Source organism: Agrobacterium sp. ST15.13.013, from assembly GCF_027956525.1.
In the GTDB taxonomy this organism is placed as follows: domain Bacteria; phylum Pseudomonadota; class Alphaproteobacteria; order Rhizobiales; family Rhizobiaceae; genus Agrobacterium; species Agrobacterium salinitolerans.
Genome location: NZ_JAQKGP010000011.1, coordinates 14,947 through 35,994, shown reverse-complemented (window position 1 = coordinate 35,994; position 21,048 = coordinate 14,947). Strand labels below are relative to the sequence as shown.

Sequence of the window (21,048 nt, the reverse complement as noted above, 5' to 3'; positions counted from 1 at the left end):
CATGGTAATAAAAAGGATCACGCACAAATTGCCCGATATTTCCGCTGCTCCCATCATTCCCGCCTCCATCGAAGCCTCGCCCGCGCAGGTGCTTGGCACGACCGACCTTGCTGGCCTTTTTCCGCAGGGCGTGCGCGTCTATCTCACCGACACCGGAGCGGCCTCGCAGGAACGGCTCGTTGAAGCCGCAGCACATTTGCGCGACCTCGGTTACGAACCGGTGCCGCATCTTGCAGCACGACGCATCCCTTCAAGCGCGGCGTTTGTAGAACAGGTCAGACGGCTTGCCGGAGAAGCGGGCGTAACAGATGTTCTGGTTGTCGGCGGCGGCGTCGAACGGCCGGTCGGCCCCTTCGCATCCAGCATGGACATGTTGTCCACCGGCATTTTCGACCGTTGCGGCATAAATCAGATTGCCATCGCCGGCCACCCCGAAGGCAGCCCGGACTTCAACGACGACACGGCAATGGCCGCACTCCGGTTGAAACGCGATTTTGCGGAAAGAAGCGATGCCGCCATGCGCATCGTCACGCAGTTCGGTTTTGATCCTGCCCGTTTCATCGCCTGGGCGGAAGGGCTTATCGCGTCTGGCATTGAGCTCCCGGTGCATATCGGCGTTTCCGGCCCGGCCAAAATCACGACGCTCTTGAAATATGCAGCACTCTGCGGCGTCGGCAATTCCATTGCCTATCTGAAGAAAAACGCGCTTTCCCTGACGACGCTTGCCAGAGGACACTCGCCGGAAAGCATCGTCGGGCCGATCGAGCGGCACTGGCAGGCCAATCCGCAAGGGCCAATACGGCAAATTCACGTCTTTCCCTTCGGCGGATTGCAGAATTCGGCCGACTGGCTGGTCAAACGTGGAAGCTGGCAAACCGGCGCAGCGGACCGTTCTGCATCGCCGGATTCAAGGGCTGGCTAAAGCATTTCCGGGAAAAGCGGACCCCGGTTTCCGTCCGGAAATGCGCCAAAAATACTCTAAAAGCCGCCATTCTGGCGGCGCGACGGGCCATGGCCGCCGCGTACTCCCGAGGCCTCAAGCCGCCTTGGCAACCTCGAGAAACGCATTGCGAATGCTTTCAGCGACGGCAAGAACAGGACGGGACGCCTTGTCACCCATGATCAGGCGGATATCGAAACACCCAAGCTCGGGCAGTCCTTCCTTCTCGCCCAGAATGACCATGTCGTTCTGCACATAAGATCGCGGCAGCGGCGCGATGGCGAGATCGGCGACAATCGCCGCACGTTGTGCCATGGTATGACCGCTGAGATAGGCCACCCGGAAATTGCGCCCTCGCTTTTCCAGCGAATTAATCGCTTCCGAACGCCAGATGCAGCCGTCTTCCCAGATGGAGATGGGCAGCGGATCGCGCAAATAGGCGGCGCCGCATTTGGCGCCTGCCCAGACAAGCCGCTCGCGCATCAGCACCTCGCCCGTATCCCGCAAGGGATGGGAGGCGCAGTTGACGAGGGCGAGATCGAGCCTCTGCTCATCCATGCGCTTGTAGAGATTGGAGCTGGAATCGATGGTGACGTCGATCATGATGCCGGGGAAAGCCTCGGCGAAGCGCTTGAGAATGCCCGGCAGCAGGCCGCGCTCGCCAATATCCTCCGGCGCGCCGAGACGGACGACGCCGGAAAGCTCGGGCATGACGAAACGAGACACGGCCTCGTTGGACAACGCAATCATCCGCCGCGCATAGGTCAGAAGCGTCTCGCCATGCGCCGTCAATGTCACCGAGCGGGCGTCGCGCAGGAAAAGCGTCGTTTTCAACTGCTCTTCGAGCTTCTTGATCTGCATGGAAACGGCGGAAGGCGTTCTGAACACCACTTCCGCGGCGGTGGAGAAATTTCCCGTTTCCGCGATGGCGACGAAGGTTCTCAATATGTCGTTATCCAGCAACGGCAGCGGCTGGCGGAAAGTCACGGTCATGGCACGCACCTTCAAATATTTTGATTTATAGATGGATATCATTTCGTTTGATTGAATGTCAACAAGCGCGCACCATCCGTGAAATCGATTGACGGGGAGCATCGAGCCTCGTCGGCGGCGACTATAGAAATCGCAAACAGGATCGTGGTTCAGGAAAGGATCAAGACATGACCATGATACATTATCTACCGGTGGCGAACCGTTCCTCGCACCGTCCGTCATCCAGCGGCTGGCTTCATCGCCTGTCCGACCATGTTTCCACCCGTTATGCGGCATGGCGTCGCGAAAAAATGCTTCGTGCACTGGAAGCACTGCCTCCTGAAACATTGAAGGATATCGGATGGCCGACGACGGACAACAGCCGCATAAACGTCATCCGCAGATGACATTCAAACGATGGCTCGCAACGTTTTCAGATGTGCGAGCCATCCCCGCCAACCCGTCTAGTGCAAGGACGAGCGCGCAAAACAGCCTGCCTGTTTTACATGCGACACACCGCCTTTTTTTAAGACTTGTCGCAAAATTTGCATATTTCAAAAGCGATTTTTTGACAGCCCCGATTCCACGGCGTATTTTTCGTTAAAGATGTCGTAGGCAGGACATCCAGAAGACCAATTCCAAGAGAGGAATTGCGTATTCGCAACGGAGCACGGGCAAATGAGCAGGAACTCCCAGAAGAAACGCTCAATCGTCTTTTTTCTCATTCCGCAATTTACCATGCTGCCATTCGCTGCAGCGGTTGAAACGCTTCGCATCGCCAACCGAATGTTGGGCTATCAGGCCTATGAGTGGCGCCTCTCCTCGCTTGATGGCCAGAAGGTCATGTCATCAAGCGGCATCTGTCTGGAGGCCGACACCTGTCTTGCCGATGAGCGGCGTTACGTCAGCGGCGAAAACCGCCCGGAAATGGCGATCATCTGTTCGGGCATCGATGTGGACCAACACATCAACAAGTCCGTCAACGCCTGGCTGCGCGAAGCCTATAATCGTGGCATTGCCATAGGCAGCCTCTGTACCGCCGCCCATATTCTGGCACAGGCCGGCCTTTTGAACGGCAAGCGTTGCGCGATCCACTGGGAGAACCTGCCCGGTTTTTCCGAGGCCTTCCCGCAGGTGGAAGTCTATGCCGACCTCTTCGAAGTCGATAGCAACATCTACACCTGCGCCGGCGGCACGGCTTCGCTTGACATGATGCTGAGCCTGATCGGCCAGGATTTCGGTGAAAACCTCGTCAACCGCGTCTGCGAACAGCAATTGACCGACCGGGTGCGCAGTCCCAATGACCGTCAGCGCCTGCCGCTGCGCGCCCGCCTCGGCGTCCAGAACAGCAAGGTCCTGTCGATCATCGAATTGATGGAAGGCAATCTCGCCGAACCGCTGTCGCTGCTCGACATCGCCGACGCGGCCGATCTTTCGCGCCGGCAGGTGGAACGCCTCTTCCGCCAGGAGATGGGTCGCTCGCCCGCCCGCTATTATCTCGAAATCCGCCTCGACCGCGCCCGCCACCTGCTGGTGCAATCGGCCATGCCGGTGGTCGAAGTCGCCGTCGCCTGCGGTTTCGTCTCCGCCTCGCATTTTTCCAAGTGTTATCGCGAAATCTATAACCGCACCCCGCAGCAGGAGCGCGCCGAACGCAAGCTCCTGATCAGCGCATCGAGAATGGCTATGGCGAATCAGGCGGGCAAGGCCGCGCATTGAGAAGGCGGCTCTAACCTCTCAGGCGCGATGGTAGGCGCCTGGCCTCAACCGGAAAACAGTTCACAAAAACGGCCGAACCGCATGACCAAGGTCCTCCGCCGTCATGCCGTCACCTGCCCTATGGCCGGCCTCGCCATGCAGCCAGACCCCGGCCGCAGCCGCTTCGAAGGCCGGCGTACCCTGCGCCAAAAGCGCGCCGATGACGCCGGCCAGCACATCGCCTGATCCAGCCGTAGCAAGGCTCGCCGGCGCATTGGTGTTGACCAGCGCCCGGCCGTCGGGTGCGGCAATCACCGTGTCCGCACCTTTATAGACCAGCACCGCGCCACTGCGCGCCGAGGCGATCTGCGCCCTTTCGATCTTGCTCAACATCTTGTCGGCGACAAGATCGGGAAACAGTCGCGCAAACTCTCCCTCATGCGGCGTCAGCACGAATTTGCCCGCGCCCGACCCGACGCGCGCAAACAGGGCCTCCCTATGATCGCTGAAAGCCGTAATTGCATCGGCATCCAGCACCACCGCCTTGTCTCCAAGCAGGGACACGTATTGCCGCGCCTTTTCGAGATCGCCGAAACCCGGGCCGAGAACGAAAGTGCCATGACGCCTATCATCCAGCCACGACCGCAGATCGTCGGCATCGTCCACCGGCGCGTTCATCACCGCCGTTAGCGTGACGGACAGCACGTCGAGCGCTTGCCTCGGCGCGGCGATGGTGACGATCCCCGCCCCCGCCTTCAGTGCACAAAGCGCGGTCATGCGGCTTGCACCCGTCGCATGGGCCGGGCCGGAAAACACGGTCAGGTGCCCGCGACGGAATTTGTGGGTTTCCGTATCGGCATGAGGCAAGACATCCCGCCAGACCGGCGGGCTATTTTCTGCCACCGCTCCCGCGTGGGCATCAAGGATACGGGACGGAATGCCAATATCGAACACCTCGAGCGTTCCACAAAGCGCCCGCCCCGGCATCAGCAGATGACCCGGCTTGCGCGCCATGAAGGTCACCGTACGCTCAGCCCTGAACGATGCACCGAGAGGCACGCCCCGTCTGCCGCAGAGGCCCGAGGGCAGATCGACGGCGAGAACCGGCGCCTTCGCCTGCGTGACCGCCTCGATCACGCGGATAAGTTCCTGCGGAACATCGCGGGACAATCCAGCCCCGAATACCGCGTCGATCACCACGTCGCCCGAGAACGGCCTATAGTCGCCGAGCGGCAGCGGCGTCACGCCGCTTCGCTGGAATGCCGTCCGCGCATCGCCCCTGAGCGCGCCGACATCGCCGAGATGATGAACCGCGACGACCGCTCCGCTGTGCAAAAGCGCCCGCGCCGCCACATAACCATCGCCGCCATTATTGCCGCCGCCGCAGAGCACGACGAAACGCAGCGCCTGTGGATAGTGCCGCAACGCGGAAGAGGCGACCGCCTGACCCGCCCGCTCCATCAGATCATAGAGCGGAATGCCGGACTGCCCGGCCGCCGCATCGACAAGCGCCATCGTAGCAGGATCGAAAAGGGAAAACGGAGACAGGAATTTCATGCCCGATCATCCCTTCAAAACGCCGAAAAGGCAATCGATACAAAAATAAGCAATTTTGTGCGACGAAATAATAATCAAATGCATAAAATATAGACAATCAATCCGAGCCACATCTGTACGCCTTCTAATATCAAGGATTCCTAAAATAATACAAATGCGCATAAATGCTGGTCGATATTTCGCGTTTCGGCGAGAAATTGGCTGGAAAAGCGCAAAAAGCGAATGCATTTTGTGCCGGAAAGCCGGGGGATCGAAGTTTTTTCTTCAAGCCCGCTTCCGATCTGGCACAATACGTGCATTCTTGTGGCAGAGCGGGAGTTACCTGCTTTAACGGGAGAAGCGGAGAGATATTTTCTCATGAAAAAGATCGAAGCGATCATTAAGCCTTTCAAGCTCGATGAAGTGAAGGAAGCCCTTCAGGAAGTCGGACTTCAGGGAATCACGGTCACGGAAGCAAAAGGCTTTGGTCGTCAGAAGGGACACACGGAACTCTACCGCGGTGCGGAGTACGTTGTGGACTTTTTGCCGAAAGTGAAAGTCGAAGTCGTATTGGCGGATGAGAATGCGGAAGCCGTCATTGAGGCGATCCGCAATGCGGCCCAGACAGGACGTATCGGCGACGGAAAGATTTTTGTTTCCAATGTCGAAGAAGTCATCCGCATCCGTACCGGTGAAACAGGCGTAGACGCCATATAATTAAAAACGTCCCGAGCCGGGGAGGCTTGGGTTTTCACCTCGTCATCATCACACTCAAGGAAAATGTTTAAATGACGACCGCAAACGATATCTTGAAGCAGATCAAGGATAACGACATCAAGTTCGTGGACCTGCGCTTTACCGACCCCAAGGGCAAGCTGCAGCACGTCACCATGGATGTTGTCTGTGTGGACGAAGACATGTTCGCCGATGGCGTTATGTTCGACGGCTCCTCGATCGCCGGCTGGAAGGCCATCAACGAGTCCGACATGGTGCTGATGCCCGATCCGGCCACCGCCCATATCGATCCGTTCTTCGCCCAGTCCACCCTCGTCGTCCTTTGCGACATTCTCGACCCGGTCTCGGGCGAAGCCTATAACCGCGACCCGCGCGGCACCGCCAAGAAGGCCGAAGCTTACCTTAAGGCATCCGGTATCGGCGACACGGTTTTCGTCGGCCCCGAGCCGGAATTCTTCGTCTTCGACGACGTCAAGTACAAGGCAGACCCCTACAACACCGGCTTCAAGCTGGATTCGTCGGAACTGCCCTCCAACGACGACACCGATTACGAGACCGGCAACCTCGGTCACCGCCCGCGCGTCAAGGGCGGTTATTTCCCGGTTCCGCCGATCGACAGCCTGCAGGACATGCGCTCCGAAATGCTGACGGTTCTGGCCGAAATGGGCGTCGTCGTCGAAAAGCACCACCATGAAGTCGCTTCTGCGCAGCACGAACTGGGCGTGAAGTTCGACACCATGGTCTCCAGCGCCGACAAGATGCAGATCTACAAGTATGTCGTGCACCAGGTCGCCAATGCCTATGGCAAGACGGCAACCTTCATGCCGAAGCCGATCTTCGGCGACAACGGTTCGGGCATGCACGTTCACCAGTCCATCTGGAAGGGCGGCAAGCCGACCTTCGCAGGCGATGAATATGCCGGCCTCTCCGAGACCTGCCTCTATTACATCGGCGGTATCATCAAGCACGCCAAGGCGATCAACGCCTTCACCAACCCGACCACCAACTCCTACAAGCGTCTGGTGCCGGGTTATGAAGCGCCGGTTCTGCTCGCCTACTCCGCGCGCAACCGCTCTGCTTCCTGCCGTATCCCCTTCGGCTCCAACCCGAAGGCAAAGCGCGTCGAAGTCCGCTTCCCGGATCCGACCCAGAACCCCTATCTCGGTTTTGCGGCCATGCTGATGGCCGGCCTCGACGGCATCAAGAACAAGATCCACCCCGGCAAGCCGATGGACAAGGACCTTTACGACCTTCCTGCCAAGGAATTGAAGAAGATCCCGACCGTCTGCGGCTCGCTGCGCGAAGCGCTCGAAAGCCTCGACAAGGATCGCAAGTTCCTGACCGCTGGCGGCGTGTTCGACGACGACCAGATCGACTCGTTCATCGAACTGAAGATGCAGGAAGTCATGCGTTTCGAAATGACCCCTCACCCCGTCGAATTCGACATGTACTACTCGGCCTGATCGGCCCTGCGAGCGCTCTACAGGAGCGCTCGATCCATCTCGGCGGTTTTCCCCGGAAAGCCGCCGTTTTCTTTTGGAACCCAGCCATCATTGCGAAGAATGTCGAACAAGCCAGCCTCTCAGCAAACGCGCCTCACGGACTGGCTCATCTTTCTGGCGGTGCCGTTCTTTTTCTCCAGCAATGTCATTTTCGGCCGTGGCGTCGTCGGCGAAGTCTCGCCTTTCATCGCCGCCTTCATTCGCTGGATCGGCTCGACCCTCATCATCGCCCCCTTCATGATCGCCGACTGGCGCAACTGCCTTGCTTTCGTGCGGCGGAAAACGCTGCTCTGGCTCGTCCTAGGCATTCTGGGCATGGGAATTTGCGGCGGCGTGGTCTATTGGGGGCTGACCATGACGACGGCCGCCAACGGCACACTGATCTATACGACGTCGTCGCTGTTCATCATCCTGTTCCAGCGCGTCTTTCAGGGCCGCCCGATCCGCAAACTCGAAGTGGCTGGCATGGTCATCGCCTTTGCCGGCGTGGCGGCCATCGTGCTGAAGGGCGATGTGTCCGCCCTCTGGCGCCTGAATTTCAACATTGGCGATTTCGCGATCCTGACCGCAGCCATCTGCTTTGCGATCTACTCGCTGCTGCTGCGCGATCCCGCCGCGCGACAGATGGCCTCTTTCAGCCTTTTCGGCCTGATCGCCTTTTCCGGCGCGCTCGTGCTTCTGCCGCCGGCGGCGCTGGAACTGGCGCAGGGCGGCATGTTGCCCGCCACCCCAATGGCCTGGGCCAAGATCGGCGGCATCATCCTGTTCGCCTCACTCTTGGCCTTTTATTGCTTCACCCATACCGTACGCGTCTTCGGTCCCGCCACGGCGGGGGTCACGCTTTATATGATGCCGCCGGTCTCGATCCTCATGGCCACGCTGTTCCTCGGGGAGACCTTCGAGGCCTATCACGCCGTGGGAATTGTGCTGGTCACCGGGGGCGTCATTCTGGCCACCGCGCCGATCGGCAGAAGACGCTGAGCCGGCCGGCAGACAGCCTCAAACCGCTAGGTCTTGATATTTCGCATTACGCACCCAACTAGTATTGGGAAAGGAAGTTCATGCCATGAAACAAAGAGACGCAAAATTCACGCTTGGCGAGATCGTTCGCCATAAGGTGTTTCCGTTCCGCGGTGTGGTGATCGACGTGGACCCGGAATATGCCAATACCGAGGAATGGTGGAACGCCATCCCCGCGGAAATCAGGCCGGATCGCGACCAGCCCTTCTATCATCTTCTGGCTGAAAACGAGGAGACTGAATATGTCGCTTACGTTTCCGAACAGAACCTCGTCCATGACGAAAACGAGACGCCGCTGAGAAATCCCAATATCGGCCGCATCTTCGACAAAGCACCGAACGGCGAATGGCGACCGAAAATGTCGACGGCGCATTGACGCCGCGCCAACTTTCTCCCGCCCTCCCCGGGACATAAAAAAACCGGTCTGTCGCCAGACCGGTTTTTCTGTTCCTGAAGCTTACGCTGCAATCAGGGCTTCGGCGCGCCCTTGGCGGCGTCCTGTGCGGCTTCCAGCTTCTTGCGGGCCTCTTCAGCCTTCTTCTGCATGCCTTCCTGCAAGCTGCGCTGGCTTTCGGCAAGCTGCGACTGCGAGATGGCCGGACCGTCAAAAGCGCCGGTGAAACCGGTGAGCGCGATCTTGATGGGGTTCGGTGCGCGGCGGAAGTTGATGGAGGTGAAGACCACCTCGTTGCCCTTCTTCAGCGAAGCGATCATGGCGTCCGTCAGCGGAACTTCGGCCGTGCACTTGTCGGGCAGGCAAACGGCGTAATCGAGCTTCTGGCCCTTGCCGCCGTCGATCTGCATCATCACGCCCGGAGGGATGAGACGCGCGGTGGGGACCGAGACCTGCAGCAGCTTACGGTTGACCTTACCTTCAACGGTAATGAGGCCGACAGCCGTGATCATCTGGCCGTTCTGGGCAAGAACCACGTTCTGCACGACGCAGACGTCGTTGTCTTCCTGCTTGGAGCAGGTCTTGAACCAGCCGAGCGGCGGAGCGCCAGCGCCCTGAGCGGCGGGAGCAGCATCCTGCGCCTGCGAGATTGCCGGAGCAGACATTGCGCCGAGAGAAAGGACCAGAGCGGACAGAGCTGTCCGGGTGAATGTGTTTGCCTTGTGCATCATAAGAGTTCCGTCTCCTGAATGTCTGCCAGAACAGAACCGCAAGATCCTGTTCGCCGATGGCGGTATCCTTCTGCCCGTTCAACTGTCGTTTAAATGAGGCAAATGCGTGACCCGTCTCTTCCGGCCACCCTGTTACATGCCGATCGCGGCGATATCCAGCACTTCTTTAACTTTTTCTTGAGCGGACCCAAGATTTCCCGCACTCGCATGGGTCCTGCAATGTCCCTGTGCTACATATCTGCCAGAATCATGACGATAAACCATCGTAACGATCATCGGACGGATAGTTAGACAGGATAATGACATGCGCAACCTTGCGGCCTTCATCCCCGCATTGTTTCTTTTGGGATCATCCGTGCTTCCTGCTGGGGCAGCGCAGGCACAGCCGCTACACGGCATCTCCATGCATGGCACGCCTGCCCTTCCTGCCGATTTCCGGCACCTGCCCTATGTCAATCCGGACGTGAAAAAAGGCGGTCGCATTTCCTACGGCGTGGTGGGCACCTTCGACAGCCTCAATCCCTTTGTTCTCAAGGGAATGCGCACCACGGCGCGTGGTGTCTGGGATCCGGAATTCGGCAATCTGCTTTACGAGCCGCTAATGCTGCGCTCGAGCGACGAGCCCTTCAGCCTCTATGGCTTGCTTGCAGAAACGGTGGAATGGGACGATGAGCGCAGCTTCGTTCAATTCAACATCAATCCAAGGGCGAAATGGTCGGATGGTCAGCCGGTCACACCTGACGATGTGATTTTCAGTTTCAACCTGCTTAAGGACAAAGGCCGCCCACCTTTCAACAGCCGCCTCGACGGCGTGGCCAAGATGGAAAAAATTGGCGATCGCAGTGTGCGCTTCACCTTCAACGACAAGGCCAACCGCGAAACCCCGCTCATTCTCGCCTCCTCCACGCCGATCCTGCCGAAACATGCGACCGATCCGGAAAAATTCGAACAGGCGGGCCTTGGCGATGTTATCGGCTCCGGCCCCTACCGAATCAAAACGCTGCGCCCGGGTGAACGAATCATCTGGGAGCGAAACCCCGATTACTGGGGCAAGGATATTCCCGGCAAAGTCGGCTTCGATAATTACGACGAAATCAGCATCACCTATTTCCTTCAGGTCACGACCATGTTCGAGGCCTTCAAGAAGGGCGATATCGACATCTACCCAGAGGGTGACGCCATCAACGGCACCTCCGATACCTCCCATTGGGGCCAGGCTTATAATTTCCCGGCCGTCCATCGCGGCGATATCGTCAAGGACGTGTTCCAGCCGCGCCTGCCGACCGGCATGTTCGGCTTCGTCTTCAATACACGACGTCCCGTCTTCGCCGACGAGAAGGTGCGCGAGGGCCTCACCTATGCGTTCGATTTCGAGTGGATGAACAAAAACATCCTCGGCGGCTCCTTCAAGCGCACCCAAAGCTACTGGCAGAATTCGCCGCTCGGCGCTTACGGCAACGCCGCCGACGAGCGCGAGCTGGCGCTGCTGGGCGACGCAGCGAAGTCCATGTCGCCGGAACTGCTGGCCGGCACCTACGCCCTGCCCGAAACCGACGGCACGGGTGCCGACCGCAAGGTGCTGAAGATGGCCGTCGACAAGCTGAAAGAGGCTGGTTACAGCATCAAGAACGGTAAGATGTCCGATGCCAATGGGCGCCAGCTCGCCTTTGAGATCATGACGCAGAACCCGGCGCAGGAACGCATCGCGCTTGCCTATCAGCGTTCGCTGAACCTGATCGGCGTCGCGATGGGCATCCGCTCCGTCGATGACGGACAATACCAGTCCCGCTCGAACAGCTTCGATTATGACATGATCATCCGCTCCCTGCCCTCGTCGCTTTCGCCTGGTATGGAGCAACTGAACCGCTGGAATTCGCTTTCGCGTGATGCGCAGGGGAGCTTCAACTATGCGGGTGTTGCCAATCCCGACATAGACCGGATGATAGAGGCGCTGTTGCAGGCCCGCTCGACGGAAGACTTTCAGGCAGCCGTGCGCGCCTACGACCGCCTGCTTGTGGCCGGCCATTATATAATTCCGCTCTATTACATCGGCGCCCAATGGATCGCACGCTGGAAATATATCGACCGCCCGGATATGACACCAATACAGGGCAATCAGAAACAGACCTGGTGGGACGCGCGGGCGCAATAACCTGCCCCCGTCAGGTCGATCATATAAGGAACCTCAGCCATGGAACGAATCGTTGTTGACGTCGTATCGGACATGGTCTGCCCGTGGTGTTACCTCGGCAAGGCGCGGCTGGATCTCGCCATTGCCGAAGTGCAGGATGAAATCAGCGTCGACGTGAACTGGCGTCCCTACCGCCTCAATCCGGACTACCCACCGGAAGGCGTCGACCAGAAAGCCGCTCTCGAGGAAAAGCTCGGCAAGGAGCGCCTGGAACAGGCCCATGCCACCCTGGTGCAACTCGGCAAGGAAGTCGGCATCAATTACGATTTCGACGCGATCAAGATCGGGCCGAACACGCTCGACGCACACCGCCTGTCGCTTTGGGCCCATTCCGAAGGCCGCGATCTCCAGGAGAAGGTCGTGACCGGCCTTTTCAAAGCCAATTTCGAGGAAGGCCGCAATATCGGCGATCATGTTGTGCTGACAGACATTGCCGCAAAGGCTGGCATGGACGCGAAAGTGGTCGAGCGGCTGCTCGCCTCCGACGCGGACAAGGATACGATCGTTGCCGAAATCGACGCTGCGCAGCAGATGGGCGTCGCCGGCGTACCCTTCTTCATCATCGACCAGAAATACGCCATAAGCGGTGCACAAACGCCTGACATCCTGATTGCTGCATTGCGGGATATTGCAAAAATCAAGGCGGACGAGCATAGATCGATGAACTGACGGCCAAACCACCGGCGGTTTTCTGCAACTCGATTTTCCGCCGGTGTTTCCGTGTCCGACCAGACCCTGAAAGGCATTCTGCTCGCATTTGCCGCCTTCGCTGCCTACGCCTGGAGCGATGCGAGCGTTAAACTCATAGAAGGCCAGATTTCGCCGATCGAATCGGTCTTTTTCGGCGCCGTGTTCGGCCTCGTCGCCCTGCCATTCATCCGCAAGCGCAATGACAGCTGGCTGGATGTGGTGAAGACGACAAACCGGCCCTTGTGGATCATCCGCTTTTTTGCCGCCGGCACGGGTGCCGTCGGCAGCGTGACCGCCTTTACCCATCTTTCCATGGCCGAAGCCTTCGCGCTGATCTTCCTGCTGCCTTCCTTCGTCACCATCATGTCGGTGGTGTTCCTGAAAGAACAAGTGGGCATCAAGCGCTGGTCGGCCGTCATCATCGGTTTCCTCGGCGTGCTGGTCATCCTGCGTCCGGGCTTCCGCGAACTCGGCATCGGCCATCTCGGCGCCATCATAGGCGGCTTCAGCGGCGCGCTCAGCATTGTCATTTTCCGCGCCATGGGCCCGTCGGAAAAGAATGTCTCGCTTTATGGTGCTGGTGTGCTCGGCTGTCTCACCATAAGCGGCATCGCCATGGTCCCGACCTTCATCATGCCAGCCGGCGAGCAATGGCTGCTGCTGGCGGGATACGGCCTGCTCGGCGCGCTCGGCAACGTGCTGGTCATGTATGCCGCCCAATATGCGCCGGCCGCGATGATCGGCCCGACGCAATATAGCCAGATGCTCTGGGCCATCCTGTTCGGTTATCTGATATTCGGCGACCGTATCGACGGATGGATGCTGATCGGCATCGCCCTCATCGTCGGCTCCGGCCTGTTGACGCTGATCCGTGAAAAACAGAGAAAAGTACCGCTTCCCGCCTCGATTGCGGCTACCGACCAGAACGTGGCTGTTGGCATCACCCCGGAAGACAGCCGCTAGCTGAAAACATGCAAAAACCGACGACGCTCTGCACACCGCCGGTCTGCCAGTCGATCAATCGCAAACCCTGACCCGATACATGTCACCCCAGGCATTCTGCCTCCAAGCCACATGGCAGCGCGGATAAACCGGCGGGCCATAAGCCGGCGCAGCGTAGACGGGTGGACCGTAAGCCGGCGCGTAATAGGCGGGGCTGTAAGCGTAACCGGGATGTCTTGCCCCGGCGATAAGCGCTCCGCCGATGATCGTGCCTGCGATGCCGGCGGCAAGGCCGCGGCCGAAATTATTGCGCGCTTCCGCCTGACTGGTGGTGGCAATTGTGGTGCCCGCAATTGTCAAAGCAACCAGACCAGCGGTGGCAAACCTGTTGATATTGGTCCACATCGTCCTGCTCCTTCATCACCCGGCGGCTTCACGATCCGCCGCACCGGGTATGAGGCAAAGATTACGCCCGCAAAGACTACCGGCGCATGTCCGTTTCGTTACATCGCCGTAATGTCGCTGAGCCTTGCGGGCTGGGTTTTCCGAGGATTGGCCATTTGTTAGCGGGCCGAAGGGGGTAAACCCCACCCACCTTCGGTCAGTTGTCGAACCGGCACCCCCTGAAGCTCAAATCTACGACCGAGCCAGTTCCGCCAGCTGCGTCATGATCATTGCCGCACCCGTTAGCCGCTTTTCCGGCGTCGGCAGATCGCGGTTCAGGAACAGGCTGTGATCGGGGCGGATTTTCGCCATCGATCCCTGTTTGCCGATGTAACCGACCAGCGCGCCCGGATTCGGGAATTCCTTGTTGCGGAACTGCACGACAACGCCCTTCGGCCCGGCATCCAGCTTCTCGACATTGGCAATGCGGCAGAGAGACTTGATGTAGACGATCTTGAGCAGATGCTGCACCTCTTTCGGCAGCGGGCCGAAACGGTCGATCATTTCCGCGCCGAAACCGTCGATCTCGCTGATATCGGCAAGCTCGCCAAGGCGGCGGTAAAGCCCCATGCGTAGATGCAGATCGGGAACATAATCTTCCGGAATCATGACCGAGGTGCCGACCGAGATTTGCGGCGACCAGCCGCTATCCTGCACCTGCTCATCGCCCTTCACTTCGGCAACCGCCTCTTCCAGCATCTGCTGGTAAAGCTCGAAACCGACTTCCTTGATATGGCCGGATTGTTCCTCGCCGAGCAGATTGCCCGCACCGCGAATATCGAGGTCGTGGCTCGCCAGCTGGAAGCCGGCGCCCAGCGTATCGAGCGACTGCAGCACCTTCAGCCGCCGCTCGGCCATCGTCGTCAGCACCTTGTTGACCGGCAGGGTGAAGAGCGCGAAGGCGCGCACCTTGGACCGGCCGACGCGGCCGCGTAGCTGGTACAGCTGGGCGAGGCCGAACATATCGGCGCGATGCACGATCAGCGTGTTGGCAGTCGGCACGTCGAGGCCGGATTCGACGATGGTGGTCGACAGCAGCACGTCATATTTGCCGTCGTAGAAGGCGTTCATGATGTCTTCGAGTTCACCCGCCGGCATCTGGCCGTGCGCCACGGCCACCTTCAGTTCCGGCACATCCGATTGCAGGAAGGCATGGATATCGGCGAGATCGGCAAGACGCGGGCAGACGTAAAAACTCTGGCCGCCACGATAATGCTCACGCATCAAGGTCTCGCGGATCACCAGCGGATCGAAGGGCGAAATGAAGGTGCGCACCGCCATGCGGTCCACCGGCGGCGTGGTGATAAGCGACAATTCCCGCACGCCCGTCATGGCAAGCTGCAAGGTGCGCGGAATGGGCGTCGCAGACAGCGTCAGCACATGCACGTCGCTCTTCAGCTCTTTCAGGCGCTCCTTGTGCTTCACGCCGAAATGCTGCTCTTCATCGATGATGAGCAGGCCGAGATTGGCAAAACTGATGCCCGCACCCAGCAGCGCATGGGTGCCGACGACGATATCGGTCTTGCCATCAGCCACTTCCTTTTTCGTCAGCGTCAGTTCCTTGGAGCCGACAAGGCGCGAAGCCTGCTGCACCCGGATGGGCAATCCGCGGAAACGTTCCGAGAAAGTGCGGAAATGCTGGCGCGACAGCAGCGTCGTCGGCACCACCACCGCCACCTGCACGCCATTCATGGCGGCAAGGAAAGCGGCGCGCAGGGCCACTTCTGTCTTGCCGAAACCGACGTCGCCGCAGATGAGCCGGTCCATCGGCCGGCCGGCACCGAGATCCTCGCGGATGGCTTCGATGGCGTTCAGCTGGTCTTCCGTCTCGTCATAGGGGAAACGGGCGGCGAATTCGTCATAAAGCCCATCCGGCGCTGTCAGCACCGGCGCATGGCGCACCAGACGCGCGGCCGCAATGCGGATAAGCTCATCGGCCATGTCGAGCAGGCGCTTCTTGAGCTTGGCCTTGCGCATCTGCCATGCGCCACCGCCAAGCTTGTCGAGCTGCGCTTCCGCCGCATCGGAACCGTAACGGGACAAAAGATCGATGTTTTCAACCGGCAGGAACAGCTTGGCGTCATCGGCATAATGCAGTTCCAGACACGCACGCGGCGCACCCGCCGCCTCGATGGTCCGCAGGCCGACGAAACGGCCTATACCATGTTCGGCATGGACGACCAGCGAGCCCTCGTCCAGCCCGGCCACTTCCGAGATGAAATCGGCACCGCGCTTGCGACGCTTCGAGCGACGCACCATACGGTCGCCGAGAATATCCTGCTCCCCGATGACGGCAAGGTTTCCAGTCTCGAAACCCGCTTCGAGGCTCAGCACCGCCGAGGCCGCCTCGCCTTTTCCGAGCTTCTCCACCTCTTTCAGCGAGGTGATCGGCTTGATCTTCTCAAGCCCATGCTCGTTCAGCACCTGCAGCAGCCGGTCGAGCGAACCTTCCGACCAGCCTGTTATAAGCACCTTCCATCCCTTGGCGCGGCGCTCGGCAATATGCTTCACGGCCAGATCGAAGACATTGACCCGTTCTTCGCTCTCGCCTTCGGTTGGCGGCCGCGCCCAGCGCGGCCCGACATGGGCATCGAGCGTGGCAACCGGGCGGCCTTCGCTGTCCTGCTCGTTGAAGGGCGTGAGACGCACCGCATTGACGGCAGCAAGCGCGGCATCGAAGCTCTTGCCGTCGAGATAAAGCTGGCCGGGCGAAACCGGCTTGTAGGGCGCACCCTGCGTCGAGCCCTTGGTTTCGCCGGAGCTGCGGCGCGCATCGTAATAATCGAGCACCAGCTTGGAGCGTTCTTTCGCCGCCTCCCGCGCCGTATGATCGGTGACGATACGGAAGCCCCTCAGATAATCGAAAGCGGTCTCCAGCTGCTCATAAAACAGTGGCAGCCAATGCTCCATGCCGGCATAACGGCGGCCTTCGGAGACAGCCTGATAAAGAGCATCGTCACGCGTCGCCGCGCCGAACAGCGACAGGTAATTCTTGCGAAACCGGCTGATCGTATCCGGCGTCAGCGTCACTTCGCTCATCGGGTTCAGATCGAGCGAGCGCGCCTGGCCGATGGTACGCTGGCTGGCCGGATCGAAGGTGCGGATGCTTTCCAGCGTATCGCCGAAGAAATCGAGCCGCACCGGTTCTTCCGTGCCCGGCACGAAGACATCGAGAATGCCGCCGCGCACGGCGAACTCGCCCACCTCACGCACCGTTGCCACCCGGTCGAAACCGTTGCGCTCCAGCCGCGCGGCAATCTCCTCCATGCGAATCTGGTTACCGGGGCGCGCCGAAAAGCCCAGGCTTTCGATAATGTCGCGTGGCGCCATCTTCTGCAGCATGGCGTTGACGGTGACCAGCACGATGGCCGGATGCGGCTTCTTGGCGTGAGAGATCAGGCCGGAGAGCGCTGCCAGCCGGCGCGCCGAGGTATCGGCGCTCGGTGACACGCGGTCATAGGGCAGGCAGTCCCAGGCCGGCAGCGTCATCACCGGAATGTCAGGCGCGACAAACCCAAGGATCTGCTCGAGATCGGCGACGCGCTGGCCGTCCGACATCACATAGGCCACCGACGTGCCCGCCCGTGCCATGTCAGCAAGCAAAAGGGCTTCCATGCCTGATGGTACGTTTCCGATGGTCAGCGGCGTATCGGCCGACGACACCAGCTTTGCATCGAATCCGGCTATCATATTCTCAGGCTTTCAGGGTGTCAGTGGTGACGAGATCGAAATCGGGACGGTAGGAGGCGATCTTCTCAAACAGCGGGGTCTGGAATTTTTCCGGTATGGCAAGCGCGCCGGTCACCATCTTGACGAGGTCGTTATCCTCTTCCGCCATGATGACTTCCAGCTCATCGAGCTGCTCATCGGAAAGCCCGGCAATATTGTCTTCCGCGAATTGCCCGAGCACCAGATCCATCTCGCGAATGCCCCGGTGCCAGCAGCGGTAAAGAATCCGCCGGCGTCTCGGATCGAGGTCGGCACTCGTGCGCACCAGTCCAGTCATCGCATTCACCTTTCGGTTGATTAATCAACAAATTGTTGACTGCGACCTCCTATAGAACAGGAGGCGAACGCTTGGGAACCGGTTTTTATCGAAATAATGCCGAAGTAGTGAAAATCTGCCGGTGATAACCCGCCTTTGTGACCAGCGAAGTCTTGCATAAGCCGCCCCCTTCCCCGATTTTGCTGACCCATGCGCCCGGCCATTCTCGATCCGCTGTTTGCCTCCGTCGCCACCCTTGCCGGTGTGGGGCCGAAACTTGCCGATCTTCTGGCCAAGCTCTTGAGCCGGGAAAGCGCCGACGACACCCGCGTGATCGATCTCCTGTTCCACGCGCCATCCAACGTCATTGACCGCCGCAACCGCCCCGGCATTGCGCTGGCCAGCCCCGGCGCCATTGTCACCATTCAGGGACGCGTCGACCGCCACCAGCCGCCACCGCCGGGAAACCGCTCCGCGCCTTATCGCGTCTTCCTGCATGACGAGACCGGCGAACTGGCGTTGACCTTTTTCCGCGCCAAGGGCGACTGGCTGTCCAAGGCCCTGCCCGTCGATGAAGAGGTTCTCGTCAGCGGCAAGGTGGACTGGTTTAACGGCCGCGCCTCCATGGTGCATCCGGATTTCATGGTGAAGCTTTCCGAGGCGGAAAACCTGCCTCTGGTGGAAGCGGTCTATCCCATGACCGCCGGTCTATCGCCCAAGGTGCTGCGCCGCGCCATCGAGGGCGGGCTGTCAAAGCTGCCGGCCTTCCCGGAATGGATCGACGAGACGCTCAAGACCAGGCAGGGTTTCGGCGATGTCGCTTCGAGCTTCCGTGAACTGCACGATCCGCGCGACAGCGCCGATATCGAACCGCAGGCCCCGGCGCGCAGGCGGCTCGCCTACGACGAATTCCTCGCCGGGCAGCTGTCACTGGCGTTGGTGCGCCAGCGACTGCGCAAGGTGGCGGGCCAGCCGATCCGCGCCAAGGGTGATGTCGCCGCAAAAATCCTGTCGCAGCTGCCCTTCTCGCTGACGGCGAGCCAAAGCGCTGCGGTCAAAGATATCCTGACCGACATGGCCGGCGAAGACCGCATGTTGCGGCTGCTGCAGGGCGATGTCGGTGCGGGCAAGACGCTGGTGGCGTTGATGGCCATGGCGACTGCGGTGGAGGCCGGCGGACAGGCGGTGCTGATGGCGCCCACCGAAATCCTCGCCCGCCAGCATTACGCCACCATCTCCAAACTCGCGCAGGCAGCGGGCATCACCGTCGAAGTGCTGACCGGCCGCACCAAGGGCAAGGAGCGCCGCGAGATCGAGGAGCGGGTGGCCTCGGGCGAAGCGCAGATCGTCATCGGCACCCACGCGCTGTTTCAGGACAGCGTGAGTTACAGGAACCTCGTGCTGGCCGTTGTGGATGAACAGCACCGTTTCGGCGTGCACCAGCGCCTGCGCCTCACCGCCAAGGGCATCACGCCGCATATGCTGGTCATGACCGCCACGCCCATTCCCCGCACACTGGTTCTGGCCGCCTTCGGCGATATGGACGTTTCCAAGCTCACCGAAAAACCGGCCGGCCGCAAACCCATCCAGACCGTGACGATCCCCACCGAACGCATCGGCGACATCGTCGAACGGCTGCGCGCAGCGCTAAAAGACGGCAAGAAGGCGTACTGGATTTGCCCGCTGGTGGAGGAAACGGAGGAATCCGACCTGATGTCCGCAGAAGAGCGGCATGCGGTTCTCTCGCAGATGCTTGGCGCCAATATCGGCCTCATTCACGGGCGCATGAGCGGCCCGGAGAAGGATGCTGCGATGCTCGCTTTCAAGAGCGGCGAAACCCGGCTGCTGGTGGCGACGACCGTGGTGGAAGTCGGTGTCGATGTGCCGGATGCGACGATCATGGTCATCGAACATGCCGAACGTTTCGGTCTTGCTCAGCTTCACCAGCTGCGCGGCCGCGTCGGACGCGGCGACGAGGCTTCCACCTGTATCCTGCTCTACAAGGGCCCGCTCAGCGAAAACGGCCGCGCACGACTCTCCATCCTGCGCGACAGCGAGGATGGCTTCCTGATCGCCGAGGAGGATTTGAAGCTTCGCGGTGAAGGCGAGCTGCTCGGCACCCGCCAGTCCGGCACGCCGGGCTTCCGCATCGCCAGCCTCGAGGCCCATGCCGATCTTCTCGAAATCGCCCGCAAGGACGCAGCCTATGTCATCGAGCGTGATCCCGAACTGACAGGTCCACGCGGCGATGCCCTACGCACCCTGCTCTACCTGCACCGCCGCGACGAAGCGATTCGTTTCCTGCACGCTGGCTGAAAGTGAACGCCCATGAACATGATCGACCCGCGCCGCCCACCGCCCGCCTTCAGGAAAGGCTACGCGCTCTGCTCGCCGCAGAATATTCTGCAACCGGAGACATTTGCGAAGAGCGCGAAAAAGGCAATCGGCAAGGCGTTCAAGAAGCCCGGCCGCAAGAAGGCGTGGAGCCAGGCGCTGGAAGAAGGTTGGAGCGTGCGGCTGGTCTATATGCGGCTTTTCGTTCCGGTTTTCCACGCGACCACGACGGGGACAGAGATGGACGATCTGGATGACGAGGATTGATCGGGGCGCCTGAGAAATAGTTTGGTTAAAGTGCCGACGGCCATCGCTGCGAGGTGTGAATAACCGTCAGGATTTCGATATCCCGGCCAACACGATAGGCAACGATGTAGGAAATGTCGGACAGCACGGCTTCCCGCGTTCCCTTAATGCGCCCGACCCGTCCCATAGCTGGTTGATCCACCAACATGTCGGCCGCTGACACAATACGGGAAATCACGCGGGCGGCAGCTGCAGGATTGTCCGTTTCGATATGCCTACCGATTTCATCGAGCCGTCGCAGCGCCCGCACAGTCCAGCGAATTCTCCGGTCGCTCATGACGGCCGAGCGGACTTTACATATTTCCCGACAATGTTTGCCAGATCGTCTTGCGTTCCAAACTCGCCGCGATCCGCTTCCGCCAAACCGGCCTCGATTTCCGCGAGCTGCCACTCTTCGCGAGCAACAAAGTCCTCAATCGCCCGTGCCGCCATGTAGGACCGCGAGCGATCAAGCTTTTCCGCCAGCTGTTCAAGCTTGTTGGCAACTTCGTCCGGCAAGCGCACCGTGAATGCAGTCATGGTTGCGACCTTTCGTGGTTCACTATGATTATCGGTGAACCATATTGGTTCGTCAACCGTGGGCATGAAAACTCAAGGGAGAACAGAGCAACGAACCCAGTGCGTCACA

20 protein-coding genes are annotated in these 21,048 nt (G+C 59.9%); 12 read left to right on the top strand and 8 right to left on the bottom strand.

What is annotated here, in order from left to right:
* The first annotated feature begins 1 nt into the window (after position 1).
* The gene (locus PL597_RS12905; RefSeq protein WP_271365303.1) at positions 2 to 922 is read left to right on the top strand and encodes a methylenetetrahydrofolate reductase; all 921 of its coding nucleotides are present in this window, start codon (positions 2 to 4) and stop codon (positions 920 to 922) included.
* Positions 923 to 1,036: 114 nt separating this feature from the next.
* Here PL597_RS12905 and PL597_RS12900 read toward each other — a convergent pair whose 3' ends face one another.
* Complete coding sequence (locus PL597_RS12900) at positions 1,037 to 1,975, bottom strand: LysR family transcriptional regulator (RefSeq protein WP_170985519.1); 939 nt, start codon at positions 1,973 to 1,975, stop codon at positions 1,037 to 1,039.
* A gap of 125 nt (positions 1,976 to 2,100) precedes the next feature.
* On the opposite strand from PL597_RS12900, the gene PL597_RS12895 reads away from it, so the two are divergent.
* Positions 2,101 to 2,319: a hypothetical protein gene (locus PL597_RS12895; protein ID WP_077982086.1), complete on the top strand. Its 219-nt coding sequence runs from the start codon at positions 2,101 to 2,103 to the stop codon at positions 2,317 to 2,319.
* Positions 2,320 to 2,590: 271 nt separating this feature from the next.
* Complete coding sequence (locus PL597_RS26320) at positions 2,591 to 3,631, top strand: GlxA family transcriptional regulator (RefSeq protein WP_077982085.1); 1,041 nt, start codon at positions 2,591 to 2,593, stop codon at positions 3,629 to 3,631.
* A gap of 60 nt (positions 3,632 to 3,691) precedes the next feature.
* Here PL597_RS26320 and PL597_RS12875 read toward each other — a convergent pair whose 3' ends face one another.
* Positions 3,692 to 5,167, bottom strand: a complete 1,476-nt coding sequence (locus tag PL597_RS12875; protein WP_271365302.1) for an NAD(P)H-hydrate dehydratase — start codon at positions 5,165 to 5,167, stop codon at positions 3,692 to 3,694.
* Positions 5,168 to 5,524: 357 nt separating this feature from the next.
* On the opposite strand from PL597_RS12875, the gene PL597_RS12870 reads away from it, so the two are divergent.
* The 4 genes from PL597_RS12870 (at position 5,525) to hspQ (ending at position 8,779) form a co-directional block, all read left to right on the top strand.
* Complete coding sequence (locus PL597_RS12870) at positions 5,525 to 5,863, top strand: P-II family nitrogen regulator (protein WP_003515720.1); 339 nt, start codon at positions 5,525 to 5,527, stop codon at positions 5,861 to 5,863.
* A gap of 71 nt (positions 5,864 to 5,934) precedes the next feature.
* The gene (gene glnA / locus PL597_RS12865; RefSeq protein WP_077982083.1) at positions 5,935 to 7,344 is read left to right on the top strand and encodes a type I glutamate--ammonia ligase; all 1,410 of its coding nucleotides are present in this window, start codon (positions 5,935 to 5,937) and stop codon (positions 7,342 to 7,344) included.
* A gap of 99 nt (positions 7,345 to 7,443) precedes the next feature.
* A complete protein-coding gene (locus PL597_RS12860; protein WP_077982082.1) occupies positions 7,444 to 8,364 on the top strand; it encodes a DMT family transporter in 921 nt (306 codons plus the stop codon).
* 85 nt (positions 8,365 to 8,449) lie between these two features.
* Positions 8,450 to 8,779, top strand: a complete 330-nt coding sequence (gene hspQ, locus PL597_RS12855; RefSeq protein WP_003508038.1) for a heat shock protein HspQ — start codon at positions 8,450 to 8,452, stop codon at positions 8,777 to 8,779.
* Between the two features lie 92 nt (positions 8,780 to 8,871).
* Here hspQ and PL597_RS12850 read toward each other — a convergent pair whose 3' ends face one another.
* Positions 8,872 to 9,528, bottom strand: coding sequence for an invasion associated locus B family protein (locus PL597_RS12850; RefSeq protein WP_077982081.1), 657 nt, complete (start codon positions 9,526 to 9,528; stop codon positions 8,872 to 8,874).
* Positions 9,529 to 9,832: 304 nt separating this feature from the next.
* Here PL597_RS12850 and PL597_RS12845 point away from each other — a divergent pair, with 304 nt between their 5' ends.
* Genes PL597_RS12845 through PL597_RS12835 form a run of 3 tightly spaced genes read left to right on the top strand, consistent with a single transcriptional unit; the run spans position 9,833 to position 13,372 of the window.
* On the top strand, positions 9,833 to 11,680 hold the full coding sequence (locus tag PL597_RS12845) for an extracellular solute-binding protein (protein WP_142912340.1): 1,848 nt from the start codon (positions 9,833 to 9,835) through the stop codon (positions 11,678 to 11,680).
* 39 nt (positions 11,681 to 11,719) lie between these two features.
* The gene (locus PL597_RS12840; protein WP_142912341.1) at positions 11,720 to 12,388 is read left to right on the top strand and encodes a DsbA family oxidoreductase; all 669 of its coding nucleotides are present in this window, start codon (positions 11,720 to 11,722) and stop codon (positions 12,386 to 12,388) included.
* Between the two features lie 51 nt (positions 12,389 to 12,439).
* Entirely contained in the window at positions 12,440 to 13,372 is a 933-nt protein-coding gene (locus PL597_RS12835) for a DMT family transporter (protein ID WP_077982078.1), read from the top strand.
* A gap of 54 nt (positions 13,373 to 13,426) precedes the next feature.
* On the opposite strand, the gene PL597_RS12830 is transcribed toward PL597_RS12835, so the two are convergent.
* The 3 genes from PL597_RS12830 to PL597_RS12820 all read right to left on the bottom strand — a co-directional run bounded on the left by PL597_RS12830 (position 13,427) and on the right by PL597_RS12820 (position 17,801).
* A complete protein-coding gene (locus PL597_RS12830) occupies positions 13,427 to 13,756 on the bottom strand; it encodes a hypothetical protein (RefSeq protein WP_077982077.1) in 330 nt (109 codons plus the stop codon).
* Positions 13,757 to 13,987: 231 nt separating this feature from the next.
* Complete coding sequence (gene mfd, locus PL597_RS12825) at positions 13,988 to 17,485, bottom strand: transcription-repair coupling factor (protein ID WP_271365301.1); 3,498 nt, start codon at positions 17,483 to 17,485, stop codon at positions 13,988 to 13,990.
* A 4-nt stretch (positions 17,486 to 17,489) separates the two neighbouring features.
* Positions 17,490 to 17,801: an FAD assembly factor SdhE gene (locus tag PL597_RS12820; RefSeq protein WP_077982075.1), complete on the bottom strand. Its 312-nt coding sequence runs from the start codon at positions 17,799 to 17,801 to the stop codon at positions 17,490 to 17,492.
* Positions 17,802 to 17,990: 189 nt separating this feature from the next.
* Here PL597_RS12820 and recG point away from each other — a divergent pair, with 189 nt between their 5' ends.
* Positions 17,991 to 20,096 carry an ATP-dependent DNA helicase RecG gene (gene recG, locus PL597_RS12815; RefSeq protein ID WP_269825153.1) on the top strand — a complete coding sequence of 702 codons (2,106 nt, stop codon included), beginning with the start codon at positions 17,991 to 17,993 and terminating at the stop codon, positions 20,094 to 20,096.
* 12 nt (positions 20,097 to 20,108) lie between these two features.
* Positions 20,109 to 20,381, top strand: a complete 273-nt coding sequence (locus PL597_RS12810; protein ID WP_269825154.1) for a hypothetical protein — start codon at positions 20,109 to 20,111, stop codon at positions 20,379 to 20,381.
* 25 nt (positions 20,382 to 20,406) lie between these two features.
* Here PL597_RS12810 and PL597_RS12805 read toward each other — a convergent pair whose 3' ends face one another.
* Positions 20,407 to 20,697: a type II toxin-antitoxin system RelE/ParE family toxin gene (locus PL597_RS12805; protein WP_077982072.1), complete on the bottom strand. Its 291-nt coding sequence runs from the start codon at positions 20,695 to 20,697 to the stop codon at positions 20,407 to 20,409.
* The gene (locus PL597_RS12800; RefSeq protein ID WP_077982071.1) at positions 20,694 to 20,939 is read right to left on the bottom strand and encodes a CopG family ribbon-helix-helix protein; all 246 of its coding nucleotides are present in this window, start codon (positions 20,937 to 20,939) and stop codon (positions 20,694 to 20,696) included. Before PL597_RS12800 ends, PL597_RS12805 begins: the two co-directional genes overlap by 4 nt.
* Positions 20,940 to 21,048 lie beyond the last annotated feature (109 nt).